A 21,028-nucleotide genomic window follows, 5' to 3' on the forward strand; every position below is an offset into this window, starting at 1 on the left:
GCTGGAGTGCGAAGCGCTCCCAAGATTTTGGGCCGCTGCGCAGCCCAGCGGGAGCAAGCTCCCTCGCCACAGGTCAGAGCTTGAATTTGTCGACCAGCGTCTGCAAGTCCAGGCTCAACCTTGTCAACTGAACACTCGCGGCCGCCGTTTCCTCGCTGGCGGCGGCGGTTTGTTCCGACACGTCCCGCACCTTCAACACACTGCGGTTGATCTCCTCGGCCACAGCGCTTTGCTGTTCCGCTGCGGCGGCGATCTGCGGGTTCATTTCCTGGATGATCGACACCGTGCGGGCAATGGCGCTCAGGGCGTCGCCGGCGTCGCGGGTCAGGGCGACGCTGTTGTCGGTCAGGTTGCGGCTGCTGTCCATGATGTCTGCCACCTGCTGAGTACCATTGTGCAGGCCGAGGATAAGCCCTTCGATCTCCTCGGCCGATTCCTGAGTGCGTTGGGCCAGGCTGCGCACTTCGTCGGCGACCACCGCAAAGCCTTGGCCGGCAGTGCCCGCACGTGCCGCTTCAATGGCGGCGTTCAGGGCCAGCAGGTTGGTCTGCTGAGAAACAGACTTGATCACGTCCAGCACACTGGCGATCTTCTGGCTCTCCTGTTGCAGCGCGAGCATCGCACGGCCTGACAGCGCCATTTCACTGGCCAGGTTGCCAATCTGCTCCACGGCCTGGGTGACCACCTGCTCACCGGCGCCGGCCTGATGGTCGGCTTCTTGGGCCGCCACCGAGGCGCGTTCGGCGTGGCGCGCCACTTCCTGGGCAGTGGCGAGCATTTCATTCATTGCCGTCGCCACCTGGTCGGTTTCATCTTTCTGCTCGTTGAGCCCGCTGCGGGTCTGCTCGGTGACGGTGGATAACTGCGTGGCCGCTCCGGCGATCTGCCGGGCACTGTCACCGATACTACTGATCAGGCTACGCAGGCTGCGGGTCATTTGCCCGATGCTTTGCTGCAACTGGCCGAGTTCGTCGCGACGGTCGACCGCCATGTCATGGCTGAGGTCGCCCTCGGCAACACGGTGGGCGGCGCCGAGAATTTCTCGCAGTGGCGCCGCAATCTGCCGGGCGATCCACCAGGCGGCCAGCGTGCCCAGTGCCAGGGCGGCCACTGTCACGCTGATCAGCAACGCACGGGTTTGGTCCGCCTCGTTGTTGCGCCTGGCATTCTGGCTCTGGCTCAGCAGATTGCTCTTGTCCCGCAGCTCGTTGAGTTGCTGTTCGAAGCTGTTTTGCACGGTTTCGGTATCGAGCTGGGCTTGCTCGAGCTTTAGCAGTTGTTCACGGTAGTTGGCCAAATCGGTCTTGAGCAGCGTCGAGTCCACCGGGAGCGCGGTGACGGAAGCCAGCGCGGCCTGCAGTTCATCAAGCGACTGGTCGAACGCATCGGCGTAGGCCTTTAAGGTAACGGCCGCCCAGGCGGGGCTCTGCGCTCGATCTTCGGCTTGCTCCATGGCCTGGCGCAGGTTCTCGATGGCGTCGAGGGCCTTCTCGTCATTTTGATCGGGCAAGTCACTGGCCAGTTGAGCGAGGGTGTCGCTGGCCTGCAGGGCGGACTTCTTGAGCGCCGGACGGATCTGCTCGCGCGCGGCCAGCAACGGTGGCAACTGTACGAGCGCGGCTTTCGAGCCCGACACCAACAGAGCCGCTTCTTCCAGCCATTGTCGGTCGGTGGCGGCTCGCAAGCGGCTCGAAAGGCCGGTCAGATACTGGTCGATCTGTTCAATCCTTTGGTTCATCTTGTCCAGGCTGTTGCTGTCCATCAGCGTGCGGTACACGATGCGGTCGGCGCGCATGGCCTCGGCTTCGACAGCCAGATGGCCCAGGACCGTCAGGCTGTCGGATCGGTAAAGCACGGCGCTCAAGGCTTGCCAGCCGGTGGCTGCGATCAGGAAACTGAGGATCAGCACTTGGCCAAAACCCAGGGCTAGCTTGAGGCGGACGCTGGCATTGACCAGCACGCGGGTCAGCCGAAGAAACATGGTGAACCTCCGAATCAGAGAAAGCGTTTCGCGACACATGAAACGCTAATTCGATTCGGGACCGTGGAGGGCTGATAACTGTGTAGGAGATTTCACAAGTTGCGGCGGCTTTGGTAAGCCGCCGTGTAGGGTAATTCAGACTCGGAAGCGCCCGACGAGGGTCTGCAGGTAGATCCCCAGGCGCGCCAGTTCGGCACTGGAGGACGCAGTTTCTTCGCTGGCCGACGAGGTTTGCTCGGAGATGTCGCGCACATTCAGCACGCTGCGGTTGATCTCTTCAGCCACGGCGCTTTGCTGCTCGGCGGCGGTGGCGATCTGTGAGTTCATGGCCTGGATGGTCGAGACGGTACGGGTGATATTGCCCAGCGCGTGGCCGGCCCGGCGCGTCAGCTCAACACTGCTCTCGGTCAGCCCGCGGCTGTTGTCCATGATGGTTGCCACCTGCTGGGTACCACTTTGCAGGCCGACGATCAGCTCTTCGATCTCTTCAGTGGACTTCTGCGTGCGCTGGGCCAGGCTGCGCACCTCGTCGGCCACCACGGCAAAGCCGCGCCCGGCCTCACCGGCACGCGCCGCCTCAATGGCGGCGTTAAGGGCCAGCAGGTTGGTTTGCTGGGCCACGGATTTGATCACGTCGAGCACACTGCCGATCTTGTCGCTTTCGCGCTTGAGTTCACCCATGGCCACCGTGGAATTACCCACTTCGGTGGCCAAGCGCTCGATCTGGGCGATGGCTTCACCCACCACCTGGTCGCCTTCACGGGCTTGCTGGTCGGCAGCCACGGCGGCTTCCGAGGCCTCTTCGGCATTGCGCGCCACTTCCTGCACGGTGGCCGCCATCTCGTTCATGGCGGTGGCCACCTGGTCGGTCTCGACCTTCTGGCTGTTGACCCCGGCGCTGGTTTGTTCGGTCACGGCCGACAACTGCTCAGCGGCGCTGGCGATCTGGGTGACCCCGTCGCTGATCCCGCCGATCAATTCGCGCAGGCCCACGGTCATGCTTTGCATGGCACGCTGCAATTGACCCAGTTCGTCCTGGCGGCCCGATTCCAGGTTGTGGCTCAGATCGCCGGAGGCCACACGCTCGGCGACTTCGAGGGTCTGGTTCAGCGGGATGACGATCTGGCGGGTGATGGCCCAGGCCGCGAAGACGCCGACGATCAGCGCCAGTACGGTGGCAAGCAGCAACAGGTATTTGGCCTGCGCGGCATCTGCGTCACGCACGGCGGTCTGGGAGACGGTGAGTTTTTCACTGTGGCCCAGCAGGATGTCGCCTTGGGCGATCATGGTTTTCAGCGCTGCTGCGCTGGCGACCTGGGAATCGCGATACTGGCTGACGGCAGCGCGGTAGGCTTGCAGTGAAGCCCCGGCTTCTTGCAGGTTGGCCTGGTATTGCGCAGGCAACTGGCCTTGCAGTTCGGTGATTTTTTTCAGGGCGTTGTCGATGGCATCCAGGGCCGGTTGCTCGGCTTCGACCTTGCCGCTGTAGGTGTAGCCGCGTACCTGGAAGCGCGATTGCTGGATCAGCTTGCTCTGCTCGACCACGCTGTTGAACTGGGCGACGCTGTCACCTTGCAGCAGGGCTTTTTCGATTTCGTTGATCTTGGCGACGGCATTGTCGGCGGTGTCTCCGAGCTTGCTGCGGGCGCCCTCACGTTTGAGGCCCGCCTGGACCATGGCGGCGAAGGCCTTTTTGTATTGGTTCAAGGCTTCCTGCTGTTGCTCGACCAGGGCTTTGTCGTCAGGTTGCTCGATCAGCTCGGCGGCGGTCTTCAGGCCGCTGTCGAGGTGGGCGAGCAGGCCGTCGACCTTGTCCGTGCCTTGCTCGCCACGGCGCATATCGAAGTCCAGGCGCGCCAGGCGCAGGTCTTTGGTCAGGCCATTGAGGCTGGAAATGAAGCCCAGCTTGTCGCCGCGACTGATCACATCGCCCAGTCCGGTCCAGCCGGTAAAGGTGATCAACAGCGTCAGGAGCAACACCAGGCCAAAGCCCACGCTCAGCTTGCGGTTGACGCTTACATTCCCCAACTTCTCGGCTAACCAACGATACATGCTGCGAACTCCCCTGGAACAAGGCTTGGACTTATTCAAAGGCTATCGGCAACGCACGGGGATACTTGATCGTTCCCACGCTCTGGCGATCATTCCCACGCTCTGGTGATCGTTCCCACGCTCTGCGTGGGAATGAATGGCGTGACGCTCTGCGTCACAAGGGTGGACGCAGAGCGTCCTGAGCGGCATTCCCACGCAGAGCATGGGAACGATCAGTCGGGGGGTTAGAACAGGCGGGCGAGCAGGGCCGTTACGGCGGTTTCGACGCGTAAAATACGTGCACCCAGTTGCACCGGCTGTAAACCGGCCTTGGTCAGCAGGTCCACTTCATAGGGAATCCAGCCGCCTTCCGGGCCGATCGCGAGGGTCACCGGTTCATCGAGGGCTCGGGGGCAGGACGGGTAATCGCCCGGATGGCCGATCAGGCCCAAGGTGCCAGCCGCCATGGCCGGCAGACGATCTTCCACAAACGGCTTGAAGCGTTTCTCGATAACGATCTCGGGCAGCACCGTGTCCCGCGCTTGTTCCAGGCCGAGAATCAGTTGCTCGCGCACCGCTTCCGGCTCCAGGAACGGGGTTTGCCAGAAGCTTTTTTCCACGCGGTAGCTGTTGACCAGTACCACCTTGGGCACGCCCATGGCCGCCACGGTTTGCAGCACCCGGCGCAGCATCTTCGGGCGGGGCAGGGCCAGCAGCAAGGTCAGGGGTAGTTTGCTCGGTGGCGGTTGGTCGAAGCTCACTTGCAGTTCGGCTTCAGTGGCTTCCAGGCGCAGCAGTTGGGCATTGCCCATCAGCCCGCCAATGCGGCCCACACGCAGGGTGTCACCGACGGCGGCGCGGTGAACCTCCTGCATATGCACCAGGCGACGATCACGCAGCACTACGCGGTCGGCCGCGATAAAGTCGGCCTCTTCGAGCAGCAGCAGGTTCACGGCTGGGTCGCTGGCGGTTGGTCGTCGTCGGCAGGTGCGTCATCCGGGTGTTCGCCACGCTTGCTGATCAGGCCGCTGAACAGGATGCCCACCTCGAACAGCATCCACATCGGCACGGCCAGCAAGGTCTGGGAGAAGATGTCCGGTGGCGTGAGAATCATGCCGACCACGAAGCAGCCGATGATCACGTACGGGCGGATCTTTTTCAGGTACTTGACGTCGACCACGCCGATCCACACCAGCAACACTACCGCTACCGGAATTTCGAATGCCACGCCAAAGGCGAAGAACAGCGTCATCACGAAATCGAGGTAGCTGGTGATATCGGTCATCATTTCCACGCCGGCCGGGGTGGCGGCGGCGAAGAACTTGAAGATCAGCGGGAACACCAGGAAGTAGGCGAAGGCCATGCCGGTGTAGAACAGCAGGATGCTCGATACCAGCAATGGCACAGCGATGCGCTTCTCGTGCTTGTACAGGCCCGGCGCGATAAAGCCCCAGATCTGATGCAGGATCACCGGGATCGCCAGGAACAGCGAGACCATCATGGTCAGCTTCAAGGGGGTCAGGAACGGCGACGATACATCGGTGGCGATCATCGTCGCGCCGGCCGGCAGGTACTGGCGCAGAGGCGTCGAGACGAAGGTGTAGATCTGCTGGGTAAAGGCGAACAGCCCGGCAAAGATGATGAAGATCGCCGCCACGCAACGCAGCAGGCGGGTTCGCAACTCGGTGAGGTGCGAGACCAGCGGCATGTGCTGGTCGTTTTCCGGTTTATCAGCGCTCATGGGGCTCGCGGCGGCAATGTAGGGTCATGGGGCGCGGGCGACGCGACGGGCGTCGGCGCAGGCGTCGGTGGGGCGGGCGCTGCCGGTGTGGCGTCGGCCACAGGGGCTGGCGCGATGCTGTGCTCGGCCACCGGCGTTAGCGGCTTGGCCGGCTCTTGCACCGGGGAAAGAATCTTGCGGGCTTCCTGCTCCAACGAGAGGATGTGCTCGTTGTGCAATTGCCGACGGATTTCGTCGGCACCGATTTCCCGTTCAACTTCCTGTTTGATCGCGTTGAAACTGCGCTTGAGGCGCCCGATCCACAAGCCGGCGGTGCGTGCGGCACCGGGCAGGCGTTCCGGCCCCAGTACCAGCAGGGCCACCAGGCCGACGAGCAGCAGTTCAGAGAAGCTGATACCAAACATTAGTCAGTGCTCACGAGTCTTTGCGGGTCGGCTCTTGGACCTTTTCAGCCTGCACGTCGAAGGTACGGCGCTCGGTGATCGGCTGGGTGGCCTGCGGGTGAACAGGCTGGGCCGGTGGCACCGGGTTGGCGCTTGGCTCGGCCGGCTTTTCATCATCGTTCATGGCTTTGCGAAAGCCCTTGATCGACTCGCCCACATCGGTGCCCAGGTTCTTGAGCTTCTTGGTGCCGAACACCAATACCACCACCACCAGAATGACGATCCAGTGTTTCCAGTCAAAAATGCCCATGCTTCAAATCCTCAAGTCTCAGTTATTCAGGCGGACGGGCGCGAGGCCTTCTCGGCGTGCCCGGACAAGCCGAAGCGACGGTCCAGTTCATCCAGCACGGCCTGTGGGTGCTGCCCCAGTTGGGCGAGCATCACCAGGCTATGGAACCACAAGTCTGCGGTCTCATAGATTACATCGCTGTAATCACCGCTGATTTGCGCGTCCTTGGCCGCAATGATGGTCTCGACGGATTCTTCGCCGAGTTTTTCCAGAATCTTGTTCAGGCCCTTGTGGTACAGGCTGGCGACGTAGGAGCTGTCAGCATCCGCGCCTTTGCGGTCTTCCAGCACCTGGGCCACACGGTTCAGGGTATCGCTCATGTTCAGTGTCCTGCTGGGTAGATGGCGTGCGGGTCTTTGAGCACCGGCTCCACAACCTTCCATTCGCCATTCTCGAACACGCGATAGAAGCAACTGTGGCGGCCAGTGTGGCAGGCAATGCCGCCGATCTGCTCGACCTTGAGGATTACCACGTCGGCATCGCAGTCCAGGCGCAGCTCGTGCAGGGTTTGCACGTGCCCGGACTCTTCGCCCTTGCGCCACAGTTTGCCACGCGAACGTGACCAGTAGATGGCGCGCTGCTCGGCGGCGGTGAGGCTCAGGGCCTCGCGGTTCATCCAGGCCATCATCAGCACGCGCCCGGTCTTGTAGTCCTGGGCAATGGCCGGCACCAGGCCGTCACTGTCCCACTTGATCTCATCCAGCCAGTCTTTCATGTTCGGCTCCGGCAATTTGCGACAGTGTATAACCGGATGGGCTATCGACGCACGATCAGATAAACGCCCACGGCGACCATGATGCCCGCTGGCCAGTGGCCTAGTTGGTTCAATGGCCCACCAATCGCCAGCATCACGCCGCCCACCAGGTGCGCGGCGCCGAGCAGGCGCAGGAACCAGTCGTCCTTGCGCTTGCGCCACGGTGGCTCAGGGTCCTTGGCATGGGGCTGGGACATGCGCTCCAGCAGGTCGCGGGTCATGTTGGCCAGGTGCGGCAGTTGCTCGAACTGGCTGTGCAGGTTGCCCAGCATGGTTTTCGGGCTCATGCGCTCGCGCATCCAGCGTTCCAGGAAGGGTTGCGCAGTGTTCCACAAGTCGAGGTCCGGGTAGAGCTGGCGGCCCAGGCCTTCGATGTTCAGCAGGGTCTTCTGCAACAGCACCAGTTGCGGCTGCACTTCCATATTGAAGCGCCGCGCGGTCTGGAACAGGCGCATCAGCACTTGGCCGAACGAAATATCCTTTAACGGTTTTTCGAAGATCGGCTCGCACACGGTGCGGATCGCCGCTTCGAACTCGTTGAGTTTGGTTTCCGCTGGCACCCAACCCGAATCAATGTGCAACTGCGCCACACGGCGATAGTCGCGCTTGAAGAAGGCAAACAGGTTGCGCGCCAGGTAATCCTGGTCTTCCGGGGTGAGGCTGCCGACGATACCGCAGTCGATGGCGATGTACTGCGGGCTCCACGGGTTGACGGTGCTGACGAAGATGTTGCCCGGGTGCATGTCGGCGTGGAAGAAACTGTCGCGGAACACTTGGGTGAAGAAAATCTCCACACCGCGTTCTGCCAACATCTTCATGTCGGTGCGCTGGTCGGCCAGGGTCGCGAGGTCGGTGACCTGCACGCCGTAGATGCGCTCCATCACCAGCACTTTTGGCCGGCACCAGTCCCAATACACCTGCGGCACATACAGCAGTTGCGAGCCTTCGAAGTTGCGTCGCAATTGGCTGGCATTGGCCGCTTCGCGCAGCAGGTCGAGTTCGTCGTAGATGGTTTTTTCGTAGTCGGCGACCACGTCCACCGGGTGCAGCAGGCGCGCATCGGCGGAGAAGCGTTCGGCGGCGCGGGCGAGGATAAACAGCCATGCCAGGTCCTGGCCGATGATCGGCTTGAGGCCTGGGCGAATGACTTTCACCACCACTTCTTCGCCGGTCTTGAGCTGCGCGGCGTGCACTTGCGCCACTGACGCCGAGGCCAGGGGCTCGACGTCGAAGCGGCTGAACACCTCGCTGATCTTCTGGCCCAGCTGTTCTTCGATCAGCGCCATCGACTGCTGCGAATCGAACGGCGGCACGCGGTCCTGCAGCAGCATCAGCTCGTCGGCGATGTCTTCGGGCAACAGGTCGCGGCGGGTGGAGAGGATCTGCCCGAACTTGATGAAGATAGGCCCCAAATCCTGCAACGCCAAGCGCAGGCTGGCGCCACGGCTCAACGGCGACGGCTTGCGGGGCAACCAGCGCCACGGCAGCACATAACGCACCGCTAGCAGGAACCACGGCAAGGGCAGGGCAAACAGCAGGTCATCAAGACGGTAGCGGATTACGACGCGCTGGATACGAAACAAACGGCGGACGGCGAGCAGCTTCATGCGTTATCGCTTGGATCAAGGGAACGGCTCAAGCGCTCGAAGCGGGCCTCGAGGCGTTCCAGGTCGATTTTGGCCTTGTCGAGCTCGCGAAAGCGCGCTTGCGCTTCCCGTTGCCCGACCAGGGTGCGCGATTCTTCGCTCAGGTATTCGGCAAGGTTCTGGTTGAGGCTGGCGAACCCTTGCTGGTACCAGCGCGAGCGGCTGCGCAGGTGCCCGCTGATCAACTGGGTGGCGACGGGGCCGATCCAGCGCGACAGTTCGTATTCCCAGTCCAGCTCCAGGTCTTGCAGTACGGCGGCCAGGTCCATCAGCACGGCGCTGTCGCCTTCCAGCTCCACCTCGGGGCTGTGGAGGATGGCAGTCTTGTTGCGGCTCAGCGCCAGGTGCAACAGGCTTGAGGCTGGTGCACGCAGGGTGCAGTCGGCTTCAGCGGCCCATTGGGTGGCGAGCAGCAGGCCTTCATCGCTGGGCAGGATAAACAGCTGTACGGCGGGGCTGCGGCAATCAACGGCAATGACTTTGCCGGTCAGGTGCGCGAGCCGCGCCAGGGCGGTGCTGTCCAGGCGCAGTACACGGTTGAGACCGTGCTCAACGCTGGCGAGAAGACCTTGCAGCAGCATCAGGGCTTGATGCCGCGGTGCAGGGCGACGATGCCGGACGTCATGTTGTGGTAGGTCACGCGGTCGAAACCGGCCTCCACCATCATCGACTTCAGGGTTTCCTGGTCCGGGTGCATGCGGATCGACTCGGCCAGGTAGCGGTAGCTCTCGGCGTCGTTGGTGATCAGCTTGCCCATCAGTGGCATGAAGGCGAACGAATAGGTGTCGTAGACCTTAGACATCAGCGCGTTGGTCGGCTTGGAGAATTCCAGCACCAGCAGGCGGCCACCCGGCTTGAGTACGCGCAGCATCGAGCGGATCGCGTCTTCCTTGTGAGTCACGTTACGCAGGCCGAACGCGATGGTCACGCAGTCGAAATGGTTGTCGGGGAACGGCAGCTTCTCGGCATCGGCCTGGACGAACTCGATATTGCCGGCCACGCCTTTGTCGAGCAGGCGGTCGCGGCCAACCTTGAGCATCGAGCCGTTGATATCGGCCAATACCACCTGGCCGGTCGGGCCAACCAGCTTGGAGAACTTGGCCGCCAGGTCGCCTGTGCCACCGGCGATGTCCAGCACCCGGTTGCCGGTGCGTACGCCCGACAACTCGATGGTGAAGCGCTTCCACAGGCGGTGCATGCCGCCGGAGAGCACGTCGTTCATCAGGTCGTACTTGGCTGCCACGGAGTGGAACACCTCAGCGACTTTTTCCGCCTTTTGGCTTTCCGGGACGTTCTTGAAGCCGAAGTGAGTGGTGGGTTCGGCATCGCTGCCTTTGCGCTGATCAGTCATATCGCTGTCACCAAAAGAGAATGCGGGACATGATAATCCCCAAGGCCTGCTTTGTCTTGGCAAGGCTGCAGGTAAGATAGACGCTCATCGAGACCTTTTGCCGCATGGCGGGTGTTCTGAGTCGTTATAAAGAGGAGTCATTGCAATGGCCCGTATTACCGTTGAGCGTGAACATACCCTGGGAAAAGAACAGGCGCGGGCCAAGGCGGAGCAATTGGCGCGCAAACTCGAGGATAAATATGGGGTGGAGTCTTCGTGGGCTGGCGACACCCTGAAGCTCAAGCGCTCCGGGGTTAAAGGCACGGTATTGGTGGCCGATGATTCGCTGCGCATTGATGTGGAACTTGGCCTGCTGATGTCGGCCATGAGTGGCACGATCAAGTCCGAAATCGAAAAGGCCCTGGATAAGGCCCTGGCTTGATACGGCTGTGCTTAGGGTGCCGATTCTAATTTTAAACCTTACTTTGTGCCCAAGCCCTCAACTCTTGCGGGCCGTCCGCCACCCAATTCTGTGTGAGGTGCACCATGGCCAAAGTTATTTTGAAGAAAAAAATCGACGTTCAGACCACCCCCCTGAGTGAGGTTAAAAGCTACGCCCGCAAGATCTGGCTGGCGGGTCTTGGCGCCTATGCCAAGGTCGGCAGCGAAGGCGGCGAGTACTTCAAAGAACTCGTTAGAAGCGGTCAACGTGTTGAAAGTAAAGGTAAAAAAGTTGTAGTTGAACAACTTGATGCCGCCAACAGTCAGATTGACCAAGTAAAGAGTAACGTCTCCGGCGTCAAAGGCCTGGTCGAAGTTCAACTGGATAAAGTTGAAAAAGCTTTTGATACTCGTGTCGGCAGTGCCTTGAATCGGATCGGCATTGCGTCTAAACATGACGTGGAGACACTCTCTGCTAAGCTCGAAGAGCTGACGGCATTGCTCGAACGTGTCGCGCGTAAACACTAAGGAGACATCGGGATGGCTGTTAAAAAGACTACTCAGAAAGAAGGCAGCTCGTGGGTCGGGAAAGTTGAAGAATATTCCCGCAAAATCTGGCTCGCTGGTTTAGGCGTGTACTCGAAGATCGACAGTGACGGCAGCAAACTCTTCGAGACCTTGGTCAAAGACGGCGAGAAGGCCGAGAAGTTGACCAAGAGCACGGTCGGTAAAAAAGTCGACGCTGCCAAGGCGAGTGCGGGTTCCGCCAAATCGAGTATTTCGGATACCTGGGGCAAGTTGGAAGAAACGTTCGACAAGCGCCTCAACAGTGCTATTTCGCGACTGGGCGTACCGAGCAAGGCTGAGTTGAAGGCGCTGCATAGCAAGGTTGATACCTTGACCAAGCAAATCGAAAAGCTCACCGGCGCCAAAGCGGCTCCCGCCAAGACCGCCGCGGCCAAGCCTGCAGCAAAACCGGCGGCCAAACCTGCGGCTAAAACCGCCGCTGCAAAACCCACCGCCAAAACTGCCGCCAAGCCTCTGGTTAAAGCCGCCGCCAAGCCAGCTGCCAAACCCGCTGCCAAAGCGCCGGCCAAAGCCGCGGCGAAACCTGCGGCCAAGCCAGCGGCTAAAACTGCTGCCGCCAAACCGGCTACCAAGCCTGCCGCTAAGCCAGTGGCCGCTAAAGCCGCCGCGAAACCTGCGGCTAAACCGGCTGCCAAACCTGCGGCTAAAACCGCTGCCGCTAAACCTGCTGCCAAGCCCGCCGCTGCGAAACCAGCTGCCAAGCCTGCAGCGGCCAAAAAGCCTGCGGTAGCGAAAAAACCGGCAGCCGCAAAGCCAGCCACGGCACCAGCACCGGCCGCTTCTACCGCCAATTCGGTGTCCGCGCCGACGCATGCGGCTGCTACCCCGACTGCAACGCCGGTTACCCCGACGCCATCCAGTCAGTCCTGATTTTTACGGGACACATAAAACGCCCGGTCTGCGAAGATTGGGCGTTTTTTATGCAAGCCTCAAAAACGCCGCATTCCCCATTTTGTAGGAGCGAGCTTGCTCGCGAAAAACTCAAAGACGCCGCGTTTATTCAGGAGGCACTCGTTATCGTTGACGTTTTTCGCGAGCAAGCTCGCTCCTACATGTTTAATCGGTGTCATCCAGGTACTTCAAGGCGAACCGCTCGGTCGCCTGCCGCGCCGTTGGCAGCAGATGCGGCGCCACCAGCATCATGATCTGGTACACCACCACCCGTACCTCACCTTCACGGTCCAGAATCCGTTGGTAATCCAACGAAAACAGCAATGTCAGGGTGATCTGCTCCACCAGTTGCCCCAACGCCTGGGTATCACTGACCAGTTGCCCCGCCGCCTTCAAGCGCGCGAGCAATGACGCCAGTGTGCGCTTGAGCGCCGTGAGCAAGTGGCGGATCCCCTTGGCCAGCTTCGGTAGGCGCCCCGCCAGGTTCGACAAGTCCTGGAACAGGAACCGGTAGTGGGCCATGCGCTCGACAATCAGGTGCAAAAACAGCCAGTAGTCCTCAGCTCCCAGTTGCGCATCCGCAGGAGGGTCCAGCAGTGGCGCCAGCTCACACTGAAAGCGCTCGAACAGCCCCAGCACCAACGGCTCCTTGCCATGGAAGTGATAGTAGAGGTTGCCGGGGCTGATCCCCATTTCATTGGCCACCTCCATGGTCGATACGTTCGGTTCGCCCTTGTGGTTGAACAACTGCAGGGCGCATTCAAGGATACGGTCGCGGGTCTTCATCCAGTCTTCTTAAAGTTGATTGCTGAGCTCAGCGCACACGCACGTAAGTACCCGGCGCCGCTTCCATCGGTGGGTAATTCTGGTTGCCCAGGGCGGTGAGGGTTTCGCGTTGTACGCCGGAGCGTTTTTGTACCCACTCCAGCCATTGTGGCCACCAACTGCCTTCGACGTGCTGGGCGTCGTAATACCAGGCCCGTGGGTCGCTGCTCAGCTTGAGGTTCTCGACATAGTTGGCCTTGGGGTTGCCCGGTGGGTTGAGGATGCTCTGGATATGCCCGCTGTTGGAGAGCACAAAGCGTCGCTCGCCGCCCAGCAGTTGCGTGGAGCGGTACACCGCGTCCCACGGCGTAATGTGGTCATTGATGCCGGCCACGCTGAAGCTGTCCACCGAGACCTTGCGCAAGTCGATGGGCGTGCCGCATACCTCCAGGCCACCGGGATGGCTCAGGGGGTTGTGCTTGAAGAAGTCCAGCAGGTCGCCGTGCAGGGCGGCGGGCAGACGCGTGTTGTCGTTGTTCCAGTACAGGATGTCGAACGCCGGCGGTTCCTTGCCCAGCAGGTAATTATTGATCCAGTAATTCCAGATCAGGTCGTTGGGGCGCATCCAGGCAAATATCTTGGCCATGTCGCGGCCATCCAGCACGCCTTGCTGGTAGGAGCGGCGCTTGGCGGCTTCCAGGGTTTGTTCATCAGCGAACAATGTTGCGGGGCTGTCGATTTGGCTGTCCAGCAGGCTTACCAGGTAACTGGCGCTGGAGATGCGCCGCAACTGGCGCTTGGCTTGCAGGTGGCCTTGCAGCGCGGCGATGGTCAGGCCGCCGGCGCAGGCGCCCATCAGGTTGACCTCGCGGGCGCCAGTGATGGCCCGGCATACGTTGAGCGCTTCTTCCAGCGCCGCGACGTAGGTGGACAGGCCCCATTCGCGATGCCGCACGTCCGGGTTGCGCCAGCTGACCATAAAGGCCTGCAGGCCGTTTTTCAGTGCGTATTGCACAAAGCTGTTGGCCGGGCTCAGGTCGAAGATGTAGTACTTGTTGATCTGCGGCGGCACCACCAGCAGCGGCTTGGCGTACTGTTTTTCGCTCATGGGCTTGTACTGGATCAGCTCCAGCAGCTCGTTGCGAAACACCACCGAGCCGGGCGTGGTCGCCACGGTCTTGCCCACTTCAAAGGCGTGCTTGCTGACCTGGCGCGGCAAACCGTTGTTGTGCAGCAGATCTTCGAACAGGTTACTCACGCCGCGTACCACGCTGTTGCCGCCGGAGTTGAGCAACTCCTTGATCGCCAGCGGGTTGAGCAGCGTGTTGGAAGGGGACACGGCATCGTTGAGCAGGGCGAAGGCGAACTGCGCGCGGGCGCGATCATCGTCACTGAGGTTGCTGTCATCGATCCAGTGGCGCGTCTGTTTCTGCCAGCTCAGATACGCTTGCAAGCTGCGCCGGTACAGCGGGTTGAGCTTCCAGGTGGGGTCGCTGAAGCGATGGTCCCTGGGGTTGGGTTCGTGCACGGTCTCACCCAGCAGCACGCGGCCCAGCTGGCCGCCCAGGGCCAGGGCGTGGCGGGCGGTGTGCACCGGGTTGCGCAGGCCGTGCGCGGCGACGGTACGCAGGGTCGACAGCAAGTCCCGGCCGCGCAGGCCGGTGATCGCATTTTGCGCGTTGATGAACGCAGCGGGGGTGGGCGCCGGGTTCGTCACGGGTCTTTCTCGCATGAGCCAACACTCCTTCGTCAAGTCATCAAGCAGGCACGCCAATCCAGAACCATAGTCGGTTCCTGGCAAGTTGCGCGGTGGTGTGGTCCTTCACACCGCCGGTCGCGGATGTATCACGGCGCGCAGGCGCTCCTCTTCGAGAAACTTCATGATGATCGGCGCCACGGCTTCGGCCCGGGTGATCAGGAACAGGTGGCCGTCATCGATGATGTGCAACTGTGCATTGGGGATGCGCCAGGCGAGCATGCGCATGTTGACCAGCGGGATCAGCGGGTCATCGTCCCCGGCCAGCACCAGGGTGGGCTGGCGGATCTTGTGCAGCCAATGAATGCTGGTCCAGCCCAGCCCGGCAAAAAGTTGCCAGTAGTAGCCCAGCTTGCCGGCCGAGCGCACTTTGCTGGCGTGCTCGGCGGCCAGTTTGGAATCACGGCGGAACGAACCGCCATAAATCATCGGTGCAATGCGCACCACGTGGGACGGCTGGATATAACGCCTGGGGCTTGCCATCAGCCACAAGACTTTCGGTTTGCCCGGCACCATGAAGGCACCGGCTGCGGTGGCTGCCAGGATCAATTTCTTGCAGCGCTCGGGGTAGTCATACGCAAATTGCTGGGCCAGCGCTCCGCCCCAGGACACGCCCACGGCGTTCACTTGGCCATAGTCGAGGTAATCGAGCATACGCGCGGTGAGTTTGGCCAGGCCGGGGAAGCGATAGGGTCGGTTCGGCGTCGAGGAACCGCCCACGCCGGGCACGTCGAAGGCGATCACTTCCAGGTCCGGGTCCAGGGCCTGGACGAACGGAAACACCAGCTCAAGGTTGGCGCCGATGCCGTTGAAGATCAGCAGCGGGGTCAAGTGCGGCTTGCCCGGGCGTACCGCCGTGCGGATGGTCTGGCCATCCAGGTCGATGGTGCGGAAGATGAACGGTTGCGCCATGCTCAAGCCCTGTGAAGTGGTGCTATTGGTCTGTAGGAGCTCGGTCAGTGTGGGAGCTGGCTTGCCTGCGATGGCATTCTTTCAGGCCGCGATTAGTGAGCAGGCCCATCGCTATCGCAGGCAAGCCAGCTCCCACATCTGATCTCATTTCAATCACAAGAATGCCTAGCGTTCATGTACATAGGTACCCGGCGCCGCTTCAGCGGCTGCATAGGTTTTATTGCCTAATGTCGTCGGGGCTTTTTTCAGTTTTCCCGCCCGCTCCGCCTGCCACACCTGCCAGTGCAGCCACCACGAATCGGTGTGCTTGGTCGCATTCTCCTGCCACTCCAACGCACTTCCGGCCAGGCCCTCACTGGTCTGGTAGCGTGCCTTGGGGTTGCCCGGCGGGTTGAGGATGCTCTGGATATGCCCGCTGCTGGACAGCACAAACTCGACCTTGCCGCCGAACAACTGCGCTGACTTGTAGCAGGACTGCCACGGCGTGATGTGGTCGTTGGTGCCGGCCAGGGAGTAGATATCGGCGGTGACCTGCTTGAGGTCGATGGGCGTGCCGCACACTTCCAGGGCGTTGGCGCGTACCAGTGGGTTGTTCTTGAACAGTTCGATCAGGTCGCCATGGAACGCGGCCGGCAAGCGTGTGGTGTCGTTGTTCCAGAACAGGATGTCGAACACCGGCGGCTCGTTGCCCAGCAGGTAGTTGTTGACCCAATAGTTCCAGATCAGATCGTTGGGGCGCATCCAGGCAAATACCTTGGCCATGTCGCGGCCTTCCAGCACGCCGGCCTGGTAAGAATGGCGCTTGGCCGCTTCCAGGGTCTGTTCATCCACAAACAGCGCCACCTGGGTGTCCAGGGTGGTATCCAGCACGCTCACTAGCAGCGTCAGTGCGTTGACCTTCTTCTCGCCCAGCGCCGCGTAGTGGCCCAACAGTGCGGTGCAGGTGATGCCGCCGGAGCAGGCACCGAGCATATTCACATCCTTGCTGCCCGTAATCGCCGTGACCACATCCACTGCTTCCTTGAGCGCCTCGATATAAGTCGACAGGCCCCATTCGCGTTGGGCCTTGGTGGGGTTGCGCCAACTGACGATAAAGGTCTGCTGGCCATTGCGCAGGCAGAAGCGCGCCAGGCTCTTATCCTGGCACAGGTCGAAGACATAGAATTTGTTGATCTGCGGCGGTACCACCAGCAGCGGGCGTTCGTGTACCTGTTCGGTGATGGGCTTGTATTGGATCAGCTCCAGTACATCGTTGCGAAACACCACCGCGCCTTCGCTGGTGCCCAGGGTCTTGCCGACTTCAAAGGCGCCCATGTTGACCTGGCTGGGCATACCGCCGTTGTGCACCATGTCCTTGGCCAGGTGGGAAAGGCCGTCGAGCAGGCTTTTGCCGCCGGTTTCAAAGAAGCGTTTGACCGCCGCCGGGTTGGCCGCGCTGTTGGTGGGGGCCATGGCTTCGGTCATCAGGTTGATCACGAAGTGGCCGCGGCTGATGTCTTGTGCCGACAGGTTGCTGTCGTCGATCCAGTCGTGAAGCTCCTTGCGCCACGCCAGGTAAGTCTGCAAATAACGTTTGTAGAGCGGGTTCTGGCTCCAGGCTGGGTCGTTGAAGCGACGGTCGTCGCCCTCGGGCACCAGCGCGGATTTGCCGAACATCACATTCTTCAATTCAACGCCAAAGTGGGCGACGTGCTTGACGCTGTGCAACGGTTGCTTGATGGCTTGGGTCAGCACCATCTTGGCCGAGGCCAATAAATCCTTTTTGCGTAACGCGATGATCGGGTTCAACCCCAGGGTGTTTTCCGAGGCCTGGCGTTTCAAGTCATCGTTATTCTTGTTACTCATCTACGACGCTCCATTGTCCGAAAGACGAGTACCGGCGATTGCTGCGCACCCAATTTCGATACACGACACCAGCCTGGTACTGCGACTCGGGTGACCGTTGATACCGCATCGTCAAATGCAGGGAACTTGCCAGCTCCATTGGTTACCCGAGTTTATTTTTTTTCGCAAGCGGGCCAATCGTTGGCCACGCGACAGGGCATTCAAGCAGATGAAATTAGAAAATGCGCTCTAAACAGCAAGACCCCTGTGCTAGAGCATCAGCCGCACGACCGACTCACTCGGGTCGCGGGTTTTTCCAGCGGCTTTGAGCTCGGCCAGGTAGTCGGCCCATAGAGCGTCCTGACGTACGGCCAGCTGATAGAGATAGTCCCAGGTGAACAGTCCGCTGTCATGACCGTCGTCGAAGGTCAATTTCAGTGCGTACTGGCCGGCGGGTTCCAGCTTGATCAACCGGACGTTGAGCTTGCCGAATTGCAGGATGGGTTTGCCGTGGCCCTGGACCTCGGCAGAAGGGGAGTGCACCCGCAGGAATTCGGCGGGCAACTGGTAGGTTTCGTCTGGCCCGTAGGTCAGGCCGAGGGTATTGGAGGTTTTATGCAGGTTTACAGCAGTAGGAAATTTCGACATTGGAGAAAACCCTGTAGGAACCGGCTCAAAATGTGGGAGGGACCAATGTGGGAGCCGGGCTTGCCCGCGATGCAGGCACCTCGGTGTTTCAGGAACACTGAAGTGATGCTATCGCAGGCAAGCCAGCTCCCACACAAGCCACTCCCACATTGAGTGAGGCTTACAGGATATAACGAGACAAGTCTTCGTTCTGCGCCAATTCGCCCAGGTGACCGTTCACATACTCGGCATCGATCTTGATCGCTTCGCCATTCTGCGCACCGGCCATGTCGCCGGCGCTGAAAGACACTTCCTCAAGCAGGCGCTCAAGCAAGGTATGCAGGCGACGGGCACCGATGTTCTCGGTCTTCTCGTTGACCTGCCAGGCGATCTCCGCCAGGCGCTTGATACCGTCAGCCTGGAATTCGATACCCAGCCCTTCGGTTTTCAGCAGCTCGCGGTACTGCTCGGTGAGCGAGGCATGCGGTTCGCTGAGGATGCGCTCGAAGTCGCCCGGCGTCAGTGCCTTGAGCTCCACCCGAATCGGCAGGCGGCCTTGCAGCTCGGGCACCAGGTCGCTGGGCTTGCTCAGGTGGAAGGCACCGGAGGCGATAAACAGGATGTGGTCAGTCTTGACCATGCCCAGCTTGGTGTTGACCGTGCACCCTTCGATCAGCGGCAGCAGATCGCGCTGCACGCCTTCGCGGGAGACATCCACGCCGCCGGAGTTGCCACGCTTGGCCACCTTGTCGATCTCATCGATAAACACAATGCCATGTTGCTCGACCGCTTCCAGGGCCTTGGCCTTGAGTTCTTCCTCATTGACCAGGCGCCCGGCTTCTTCGTCGCGCACCAGCTTGAGCGCATCCTTGACCTTGAGCTTGCGGCTTTTCTTCTTGCCCTTGCCCATGTTGGCGAACAGGTTTTGCAACTGGCTGGTCATTTCTTCCATGCCAGGCGGGGCAGAGATATCCACGCCGGACACTTCGGCCACTTCGATCTCGATTTCCTTGTCATCCAACTGGCCTTCACGCAGGCGCTTGCGGAACAGCTGACGGGTGTTGGAATCCGACGAAGGTGCGGCGTCTTCGTTGAAACCCATGCGTGCCGGTGGCAGCAGGGCGTCGAGGATGCGCTCTTCAGCGGCGTCTTCCGCGCGATGGCTGACCTTGGTCACTTCCTGTTCGCGCAGCATCTTCAGGGCGGCGTCAGCCAGGTCGCGAATGATCGACTCGACATCGCGGCCCACATAACCGACTTCGGTGAATTTGGTCGCTTCGACCTTGATGAACGGTGCATTGGCCAATTTGGCCAGGCGTCGGGCGATCTCGGTTTTGCCGACGCCGGTAGGGCCGATCATCAGGATGTTCTTGGGCGTTACTTCAACGCGCAGTTCTTCCGGCAGTTGCATCCGGCGCCAGCGGTTACGCAGCGCAATGGCAACGGCGCGCTTGGCATCGTCCTGGCCGATGATATGGCGGTTAAGTTCATGGACGATTTCGCGGGGAGTCATGGACATAGTGTTTGGCGGCCTCAAGCCTGAATAAGCCCAGGGCTTATTCGGCGAGGTCCTGCTCCTCAATGGTCTGATTGTGGTTGGTGAACACGCAGATATCGCCAGCGATACCCAGGGCGGTCTCGACGATTTCACGGGCCGACAGGTCGGTTTTCTTCAGCAGCGCGCTGGCCGCAGCCTGGGCGTAGCCGCCACCTGAACCCATGGCGATCAGGCCATGCTCGGGTTCAACCACATCGCCGTTGCCGGTGATGATCAGGGAAGCGTCTTTGTTCGCAACCGCGAGCATGGCCTCCAGGCGGCTGAGGGAGCGGTCGGTGCGCCATTCTTTGGCAAGTTCCACAGCGGCGCGCACCAGGTGGCCCTGGTGTTTCTCAAGCTGGCCTTCGAAACGCTCGAACAGGGTAAAGGCGTCGGCGGTTGCGCCTGCGAAGCCGGCAAGTACCTGGCCGTGGTACAGGCGGCGCACTTTCTTGGCGTTGCCTTTCATCACGGTGTTGCCCAGGGAAACCTGGCCGTCGCCGCCCATGACAACTTTGCCGTGGCGACGTACTGAAACGATGGTGGTCAAGGGGAGAGTCTCCACGCAGCGGGGCGAAAATGCCCTGATGGAAACTCATATGGGGGTGGCGAGGGGGATTTCAACCGTAGGAAGGCAGGGCAGACGAGTGGTGATCGTTCCCACGCTCCGCGTGGTAATGCCGCCTTGACGCTCTGCGCCTGCTCTGTGACGCAGAGCGTCAAGGGACACGTTCCCACGCGGAGCGTGGGAACGATCAGTGAGTATGAGTCAGCGGCTCTGGCGTTGTTGTAACAACAGGTTGCTAAACCCGGCGCCGGCCAATTGCTTTTGCGCCACGGTCAGCTGTTCGCGGTTGCTGAACGGCCCCACCAATACGCGATACCAGGTCGCGTCCTTCACCGTGCCGGACTCAACCGATACCGATTGGCCCAACAGAATGATCTGTGCGCGTACACGGTCCGCATCCGCCTGTTTCGGGAACGAGCCCGCTTGCAGGAAGAACTTGGTCACCGGCGCAGCCTTGGTGGCTGCCACTGGCGGTGCTGGCGGCGGCGTGATACCGGCCAGCGCGGCCTGGGCGCGCGCCGTGTCGATTTTTGCCGCTTCCGCTGGGGTTACCGGCGTGGTCGGCACTTGTGGCGTCGGCAGGGTTTTTTCCGGCACGGCGTCAGGCGGCACGATCACTTCCGATTCCGGCAGCAGCGTGTAGAAGTCGTACTTGGGCTTTACCGGTGCGGTCGGGCTCGGCGCGGTCTTGTTGGCTTCGGCGATTTTCGTGGCCTTTTGCTGCTCCTGTTTGACGCGCTTGACGTCATCGCCCTGACCGGGCTCCAGCTTCATCAGAAACACGATAAATGCGCCGACCGTCAGGCCGATGGCCATCCACAGCCAACCCGGAATCGGTTGCTTCGCCGGGGCCTGGTAGCGGCTGGCGCCGCGCTTGGGTGCAGGTTTTTTCTTGGCAGCCAAC

Annotated in this window: 22 protein-coding genes; 3 read left to right on the plus strand and 19 right to left on the minus strand. The window is 61.1% G+C overall.

The window, feature by feature from the left end; all coding sequences use genetic code 11:
* Positions 1 to 73: 73 nt before the first annotated feature.
* The 11 genes from HBO10_RS10435 to ubiE form a co-directional block, all read right to left on the minus strand.
* Positions 74 to 1,981, minus strand: coding sequence for a methyl-accepting chemotaxis protein (locus HBO10_RS10435; protein ID WP_034125556.1), 1,908 nt, complete (start codon positions 1,979 to 1,981; stop codon positions 74 to 76).
* Between the two features lie 135 nt (positions 1,982 to 2,116).
* Positions 2,117 to 4,033 (minus strand): methyl-accepting chemotaxis protein, encoded by a 1,917-nt coding sequence (locus HBO10_RS10440; protein ID WP_034125557.1) that lies wholly within the window; start codon positions 4,031 to 4,033, stop codon positions 2,117 to 2,119.
* Between the two features lie 224 nt (positions 4,034 to 4,257).
* Positions 4,258 to 4,965, minus strand: a complete 708-nt coding sequence (locus HBO10_RS10445) for a 16S rRNA (uracil(1498)-N(3))-methyltransferase (RefSeq protein WP_034125558.1) — start codon at positions 4,963 to 4,965, stop codon at positions 4,258 to 4,260.
* Positions 4,962 to 5,753, minus strand: coding sequence for a twin-arginine translocase subunit TatC (tatC, locus tag HBO10_RS10450; protein ID WP_034125559.1), 792 nt, complete (start codon positions 5,751 to 5,753; stop codon positions 4,962 to 4,964). Before tatC ends, HBO10_RS10445 begins: the two co-directional genes overlap by 4 nt.
* Positions 5,750 to 6,157, minus strand: a complete 408-nt coding sequence (gene tatB, locus HBO10_RS10455; protein ID WP_034125560.1) for a Sec-independent protein translocase protein TatB — start codon at positions 6,155 to 6,157, stop codon at positions 5,750 to 5,752. The genes tatC and tatB overlap by 4 nt, the downstream gene beginning before the upstream one ends.
* 10 nt (positions 6,158 to 6,167) lie before the next feature.
* A complete protein-coding gene (locus tag HBO10_RS10460; protein ID WP_003187877.1) occupies positions 6,168 to 6,446 on the minus strand; it encodes a twin-arginine translocase TatA/TatE family subunit in 279 nt (92 codons plus the stop codon).
* 26 nt (positions 6,447 to 6,472) lie between these two features.
* Positions 6,473 to 6,805 (minus strand): phosphoribosyl-ATP diphosphatase, encoded by a 333-nt coding sequence (locus HBO10_RS10465; protein ID WP_003187881.1) that lies wholly within the window; start codon positions 6,803 to 6,805, stop codon positions 6,473 to 6,475.
* Positions 6,806 to 6,807: 2 nt separating this feature from the next.
* Positions 6,808 to 7,200, minus strand: coding sequence for a phosphoribosyl-AMP cyclohydrolase (hisI, locus tag HBO10_RS10470; RefSeq protein ID WP_003187884.1), 393 nt, complete (start codon positions 7,198 to 7,200; stop codon positions 6,808 to 6,810).
* 41 nt (positions 7,201 to 7,241) lie between these two features.
* A complete protein-coding gene (ubiB, locus tag HBO10_RS10475) occupies positions 7,242 to 8,846 on the minus strand; it encodes a ubiquinone biosynthesis regulatory protein kinase UbiB (protein WP_019820016.1) in 1,605 nt (534 codons plus the stop codon).
* Positions 8,843 to 9,466: an SCP2 domain-containing protein gene (locus HBO10_RS10480; protein WP_034125561.1), complete on the minus strand. Its 624-nt coding sequence runs from the start codon at positions 9,464 to 9,466 to the stop codon at positions 8,843 to 8,845. The genes ubiB and HBO10_RS10480 overlap by 4 nt, the downstream gene beginning before the upstream one ends.
* Positions 9,466 to 10,236 (minus strand): bifunctional demethylmenaquinone methyltransferase/2-methoxy-6-polyprenyl-1,4-benzoquinol methylase UbiE, encoded by a 771-nt coding sequence (gene ubiE / locus HBO10_RS10485; RefSeq protein ID WP_003171186.1) that lies wholly within the window; start codon positions 10,234 to 10,236, stop codon positions 9,466 to 9,468. Before ubiE ends, HBO10_RS10480 begins: the two co-directional genes overlap by 1 nt.
* A gap of 145 nt (positions 10,237 to 10,381) precedes the next feature.
* On the opposite strand from ubiE, the gene HBO10_RS10490 reads away from it, so the two are divergent.
* The 3 genes from HBO10_RS10490 (at position 10,382) to HBO10_RS10500 (ending at position 12,114) form a co-directional block, all read left to right on the plus strand.
* The gene (locus HBO10_RS10490; RefSeq protein ID WP_034125562.1) at positions 10,382 to 10,657 is read left to right on the plus strand and encodes a polyhydroxyalkanoic acid system family protein; all 276 of its coding nucleotides are present in this window, start codon (positions 10,382 to 10,384) and stop codon (positions 10,655 to 10,657) included.
* Positions 10,658 to 10,761: 104 nt separating this feature from the next.
* The gene (locus tag HBO10_RS10495) at positions 10,762 to 11,184 is read left to right on the plus strand and encodes a phasin family protein (protein WP_034125563.1); all 423 of its coding nucleotides are present in this window, start codon (positions 10,762 to 10,764) and stop codon (positions 11,182 to 11,184) included.
* Between the two features lie 12 nt (positions 11,185 to 11,196).
* Positions 11,197 to 12,114 carry a phasin family protein gene (locus HBO10_RS10500; protein ID WP_034125564.1) on the plus strand — a complete coding sequence of 306 codons (918 nt, stop codon included), beginning with the start codon at positions 11,197 to 11,199 and terminating at the stop codon, positions 12,112 to 12,114.
* 186 nt (positions 12,115 to 12,300) lie between these two features.
* Here the strand turns inward: HBO10_RS10500 and HBO10_RS10505 are convergent, their stop codons facing one another.
* The 8 genes from HBO10_RS10505 to HBO10_RS10540 form a co-directional block, all read right to left on the minus strand.
* The gene (locus HBO10_RS10505) at positions 12,301 to 12,921 is read right to left on the minus strand and encodes a TetR/AcrR family transcriptional regulator (protein ID WP_034125565.1); all 621 of its coding nucleotides are present in this window, start codon (positions 12,919 to 12,921) and stop codon (positions 12,301 to 12,303) included.
* A gap of 28 nt (positions 12,922 to 12,949) precedes the next feature.
* Positions 12,950 to 14,632, minus strand: coding sequence for a class II poly(R)-hydroxyalkanoic acid synthase (gene phaC, locus HBO10_RS10510; RefSeq protein ID WP_034125566.1), 1,683 nt, complete (start codon positions 14,630 to 14,632; stop codon positions 12,950 to 12,952).
* 90 nt (positions 14,633 to 14,722) lie between these two features.
* Positions 14,723 to 15,568 carry a poly(3-hydroxyalkanoate) depolymerase gene (phaZ, locus tag HBO10_RS10515; RefSeq protein WP_019820034.1) on the minus strand — a complete coding sequence of 282 codons (846 nt, stop codon included), beginning with the start codon at positions 15,566 to 15,568 and terminating at the stop codon, positions 14,723 to 14,725.
* A gap of 165 nt (positions 15,569 to 15,733) precedes the next feature.
* Positions 15,734 to 17,413: a class II poly(R)-hydroxyalkanoic acid synthase gene (gene phaC, locus HBO10_RS10520; RefSeq protein WP_034125567.1), complete on the minus strand. Its 1,680-nt coding sequence runs from the start codon at positions 17,411 to 17,413 to the stop codon at positions 15,734 to 15,736.
* Between the two features lie 249 nt (positions 17,414 to 17,662).
* Complete coding sequence (locus HBO10_RS10525) at positions 17,663 to 18,040, minus strand: DUF971 domain-containing protein (RefSeq protein WP_034125568.1); 378 nt, start codon at positions 18,038 to 18,040, stop codon at positions 17,663 to 17,665.
* A 160-nt stretch (positions 18,041 to 18,200) separates the two neighbouring features.
* Positions 18,201 to 19,538 carry an ATP-dependent protease ATPase subunit HslU gene (hslU, locus tag HBO10_RS10530; RefSeq protein ID WP_034125569.1) on the minus strand — a complete coding sequence of 446 codons (1,338 nt, stop codon included), beginning with the start codon at positions 19,536 to 19,538 and terminating at the stop codon, positions 18,201 to 18,203.
* A gap of 37 nt (positions 19,539 to 19,575) precedes the next feature.
* The gene (gene hslV / locus HBO10_RS10535; RefSeq protein WP_003171209.1) at positions 19,576 to 20,106 is read right to left on the minus strand and encodes an ATP-dependent protease subunit HslV; all 531 of its coding nucleotides are present in this window, start codon (positions 20,104 to 20,106) and stop codon (positions 19,576 to 19,578) included.
* Between the two features lie 219 nt (positions 20,107 to 20,325).
* Positions 20,326 to 21,027 (minus strand): SPOR domain-containing protein, encoded by a 702-nt coding sequence (locus HBO10_RS10540; RefSeq protein WP_003187899.1) that lies wholly within the window; start codon positions 21,025 to 21,027, stop codon positions 20,326 to 20,328.
* Between the last annotated feature and the right edge of the window lies 1 nt (position 21,028).

This window comes from Pseudomonas sp. WS 5503 (assembly GCF_012985385.1).
GTDB classification, from domain to species: Bacteria; Pseudomonadota; Gammaproteobacteria; order Pseudomonadales; family Pseudomonadaceae; genus Aquipseudomonas; species Aquipseudomonas paracarnis.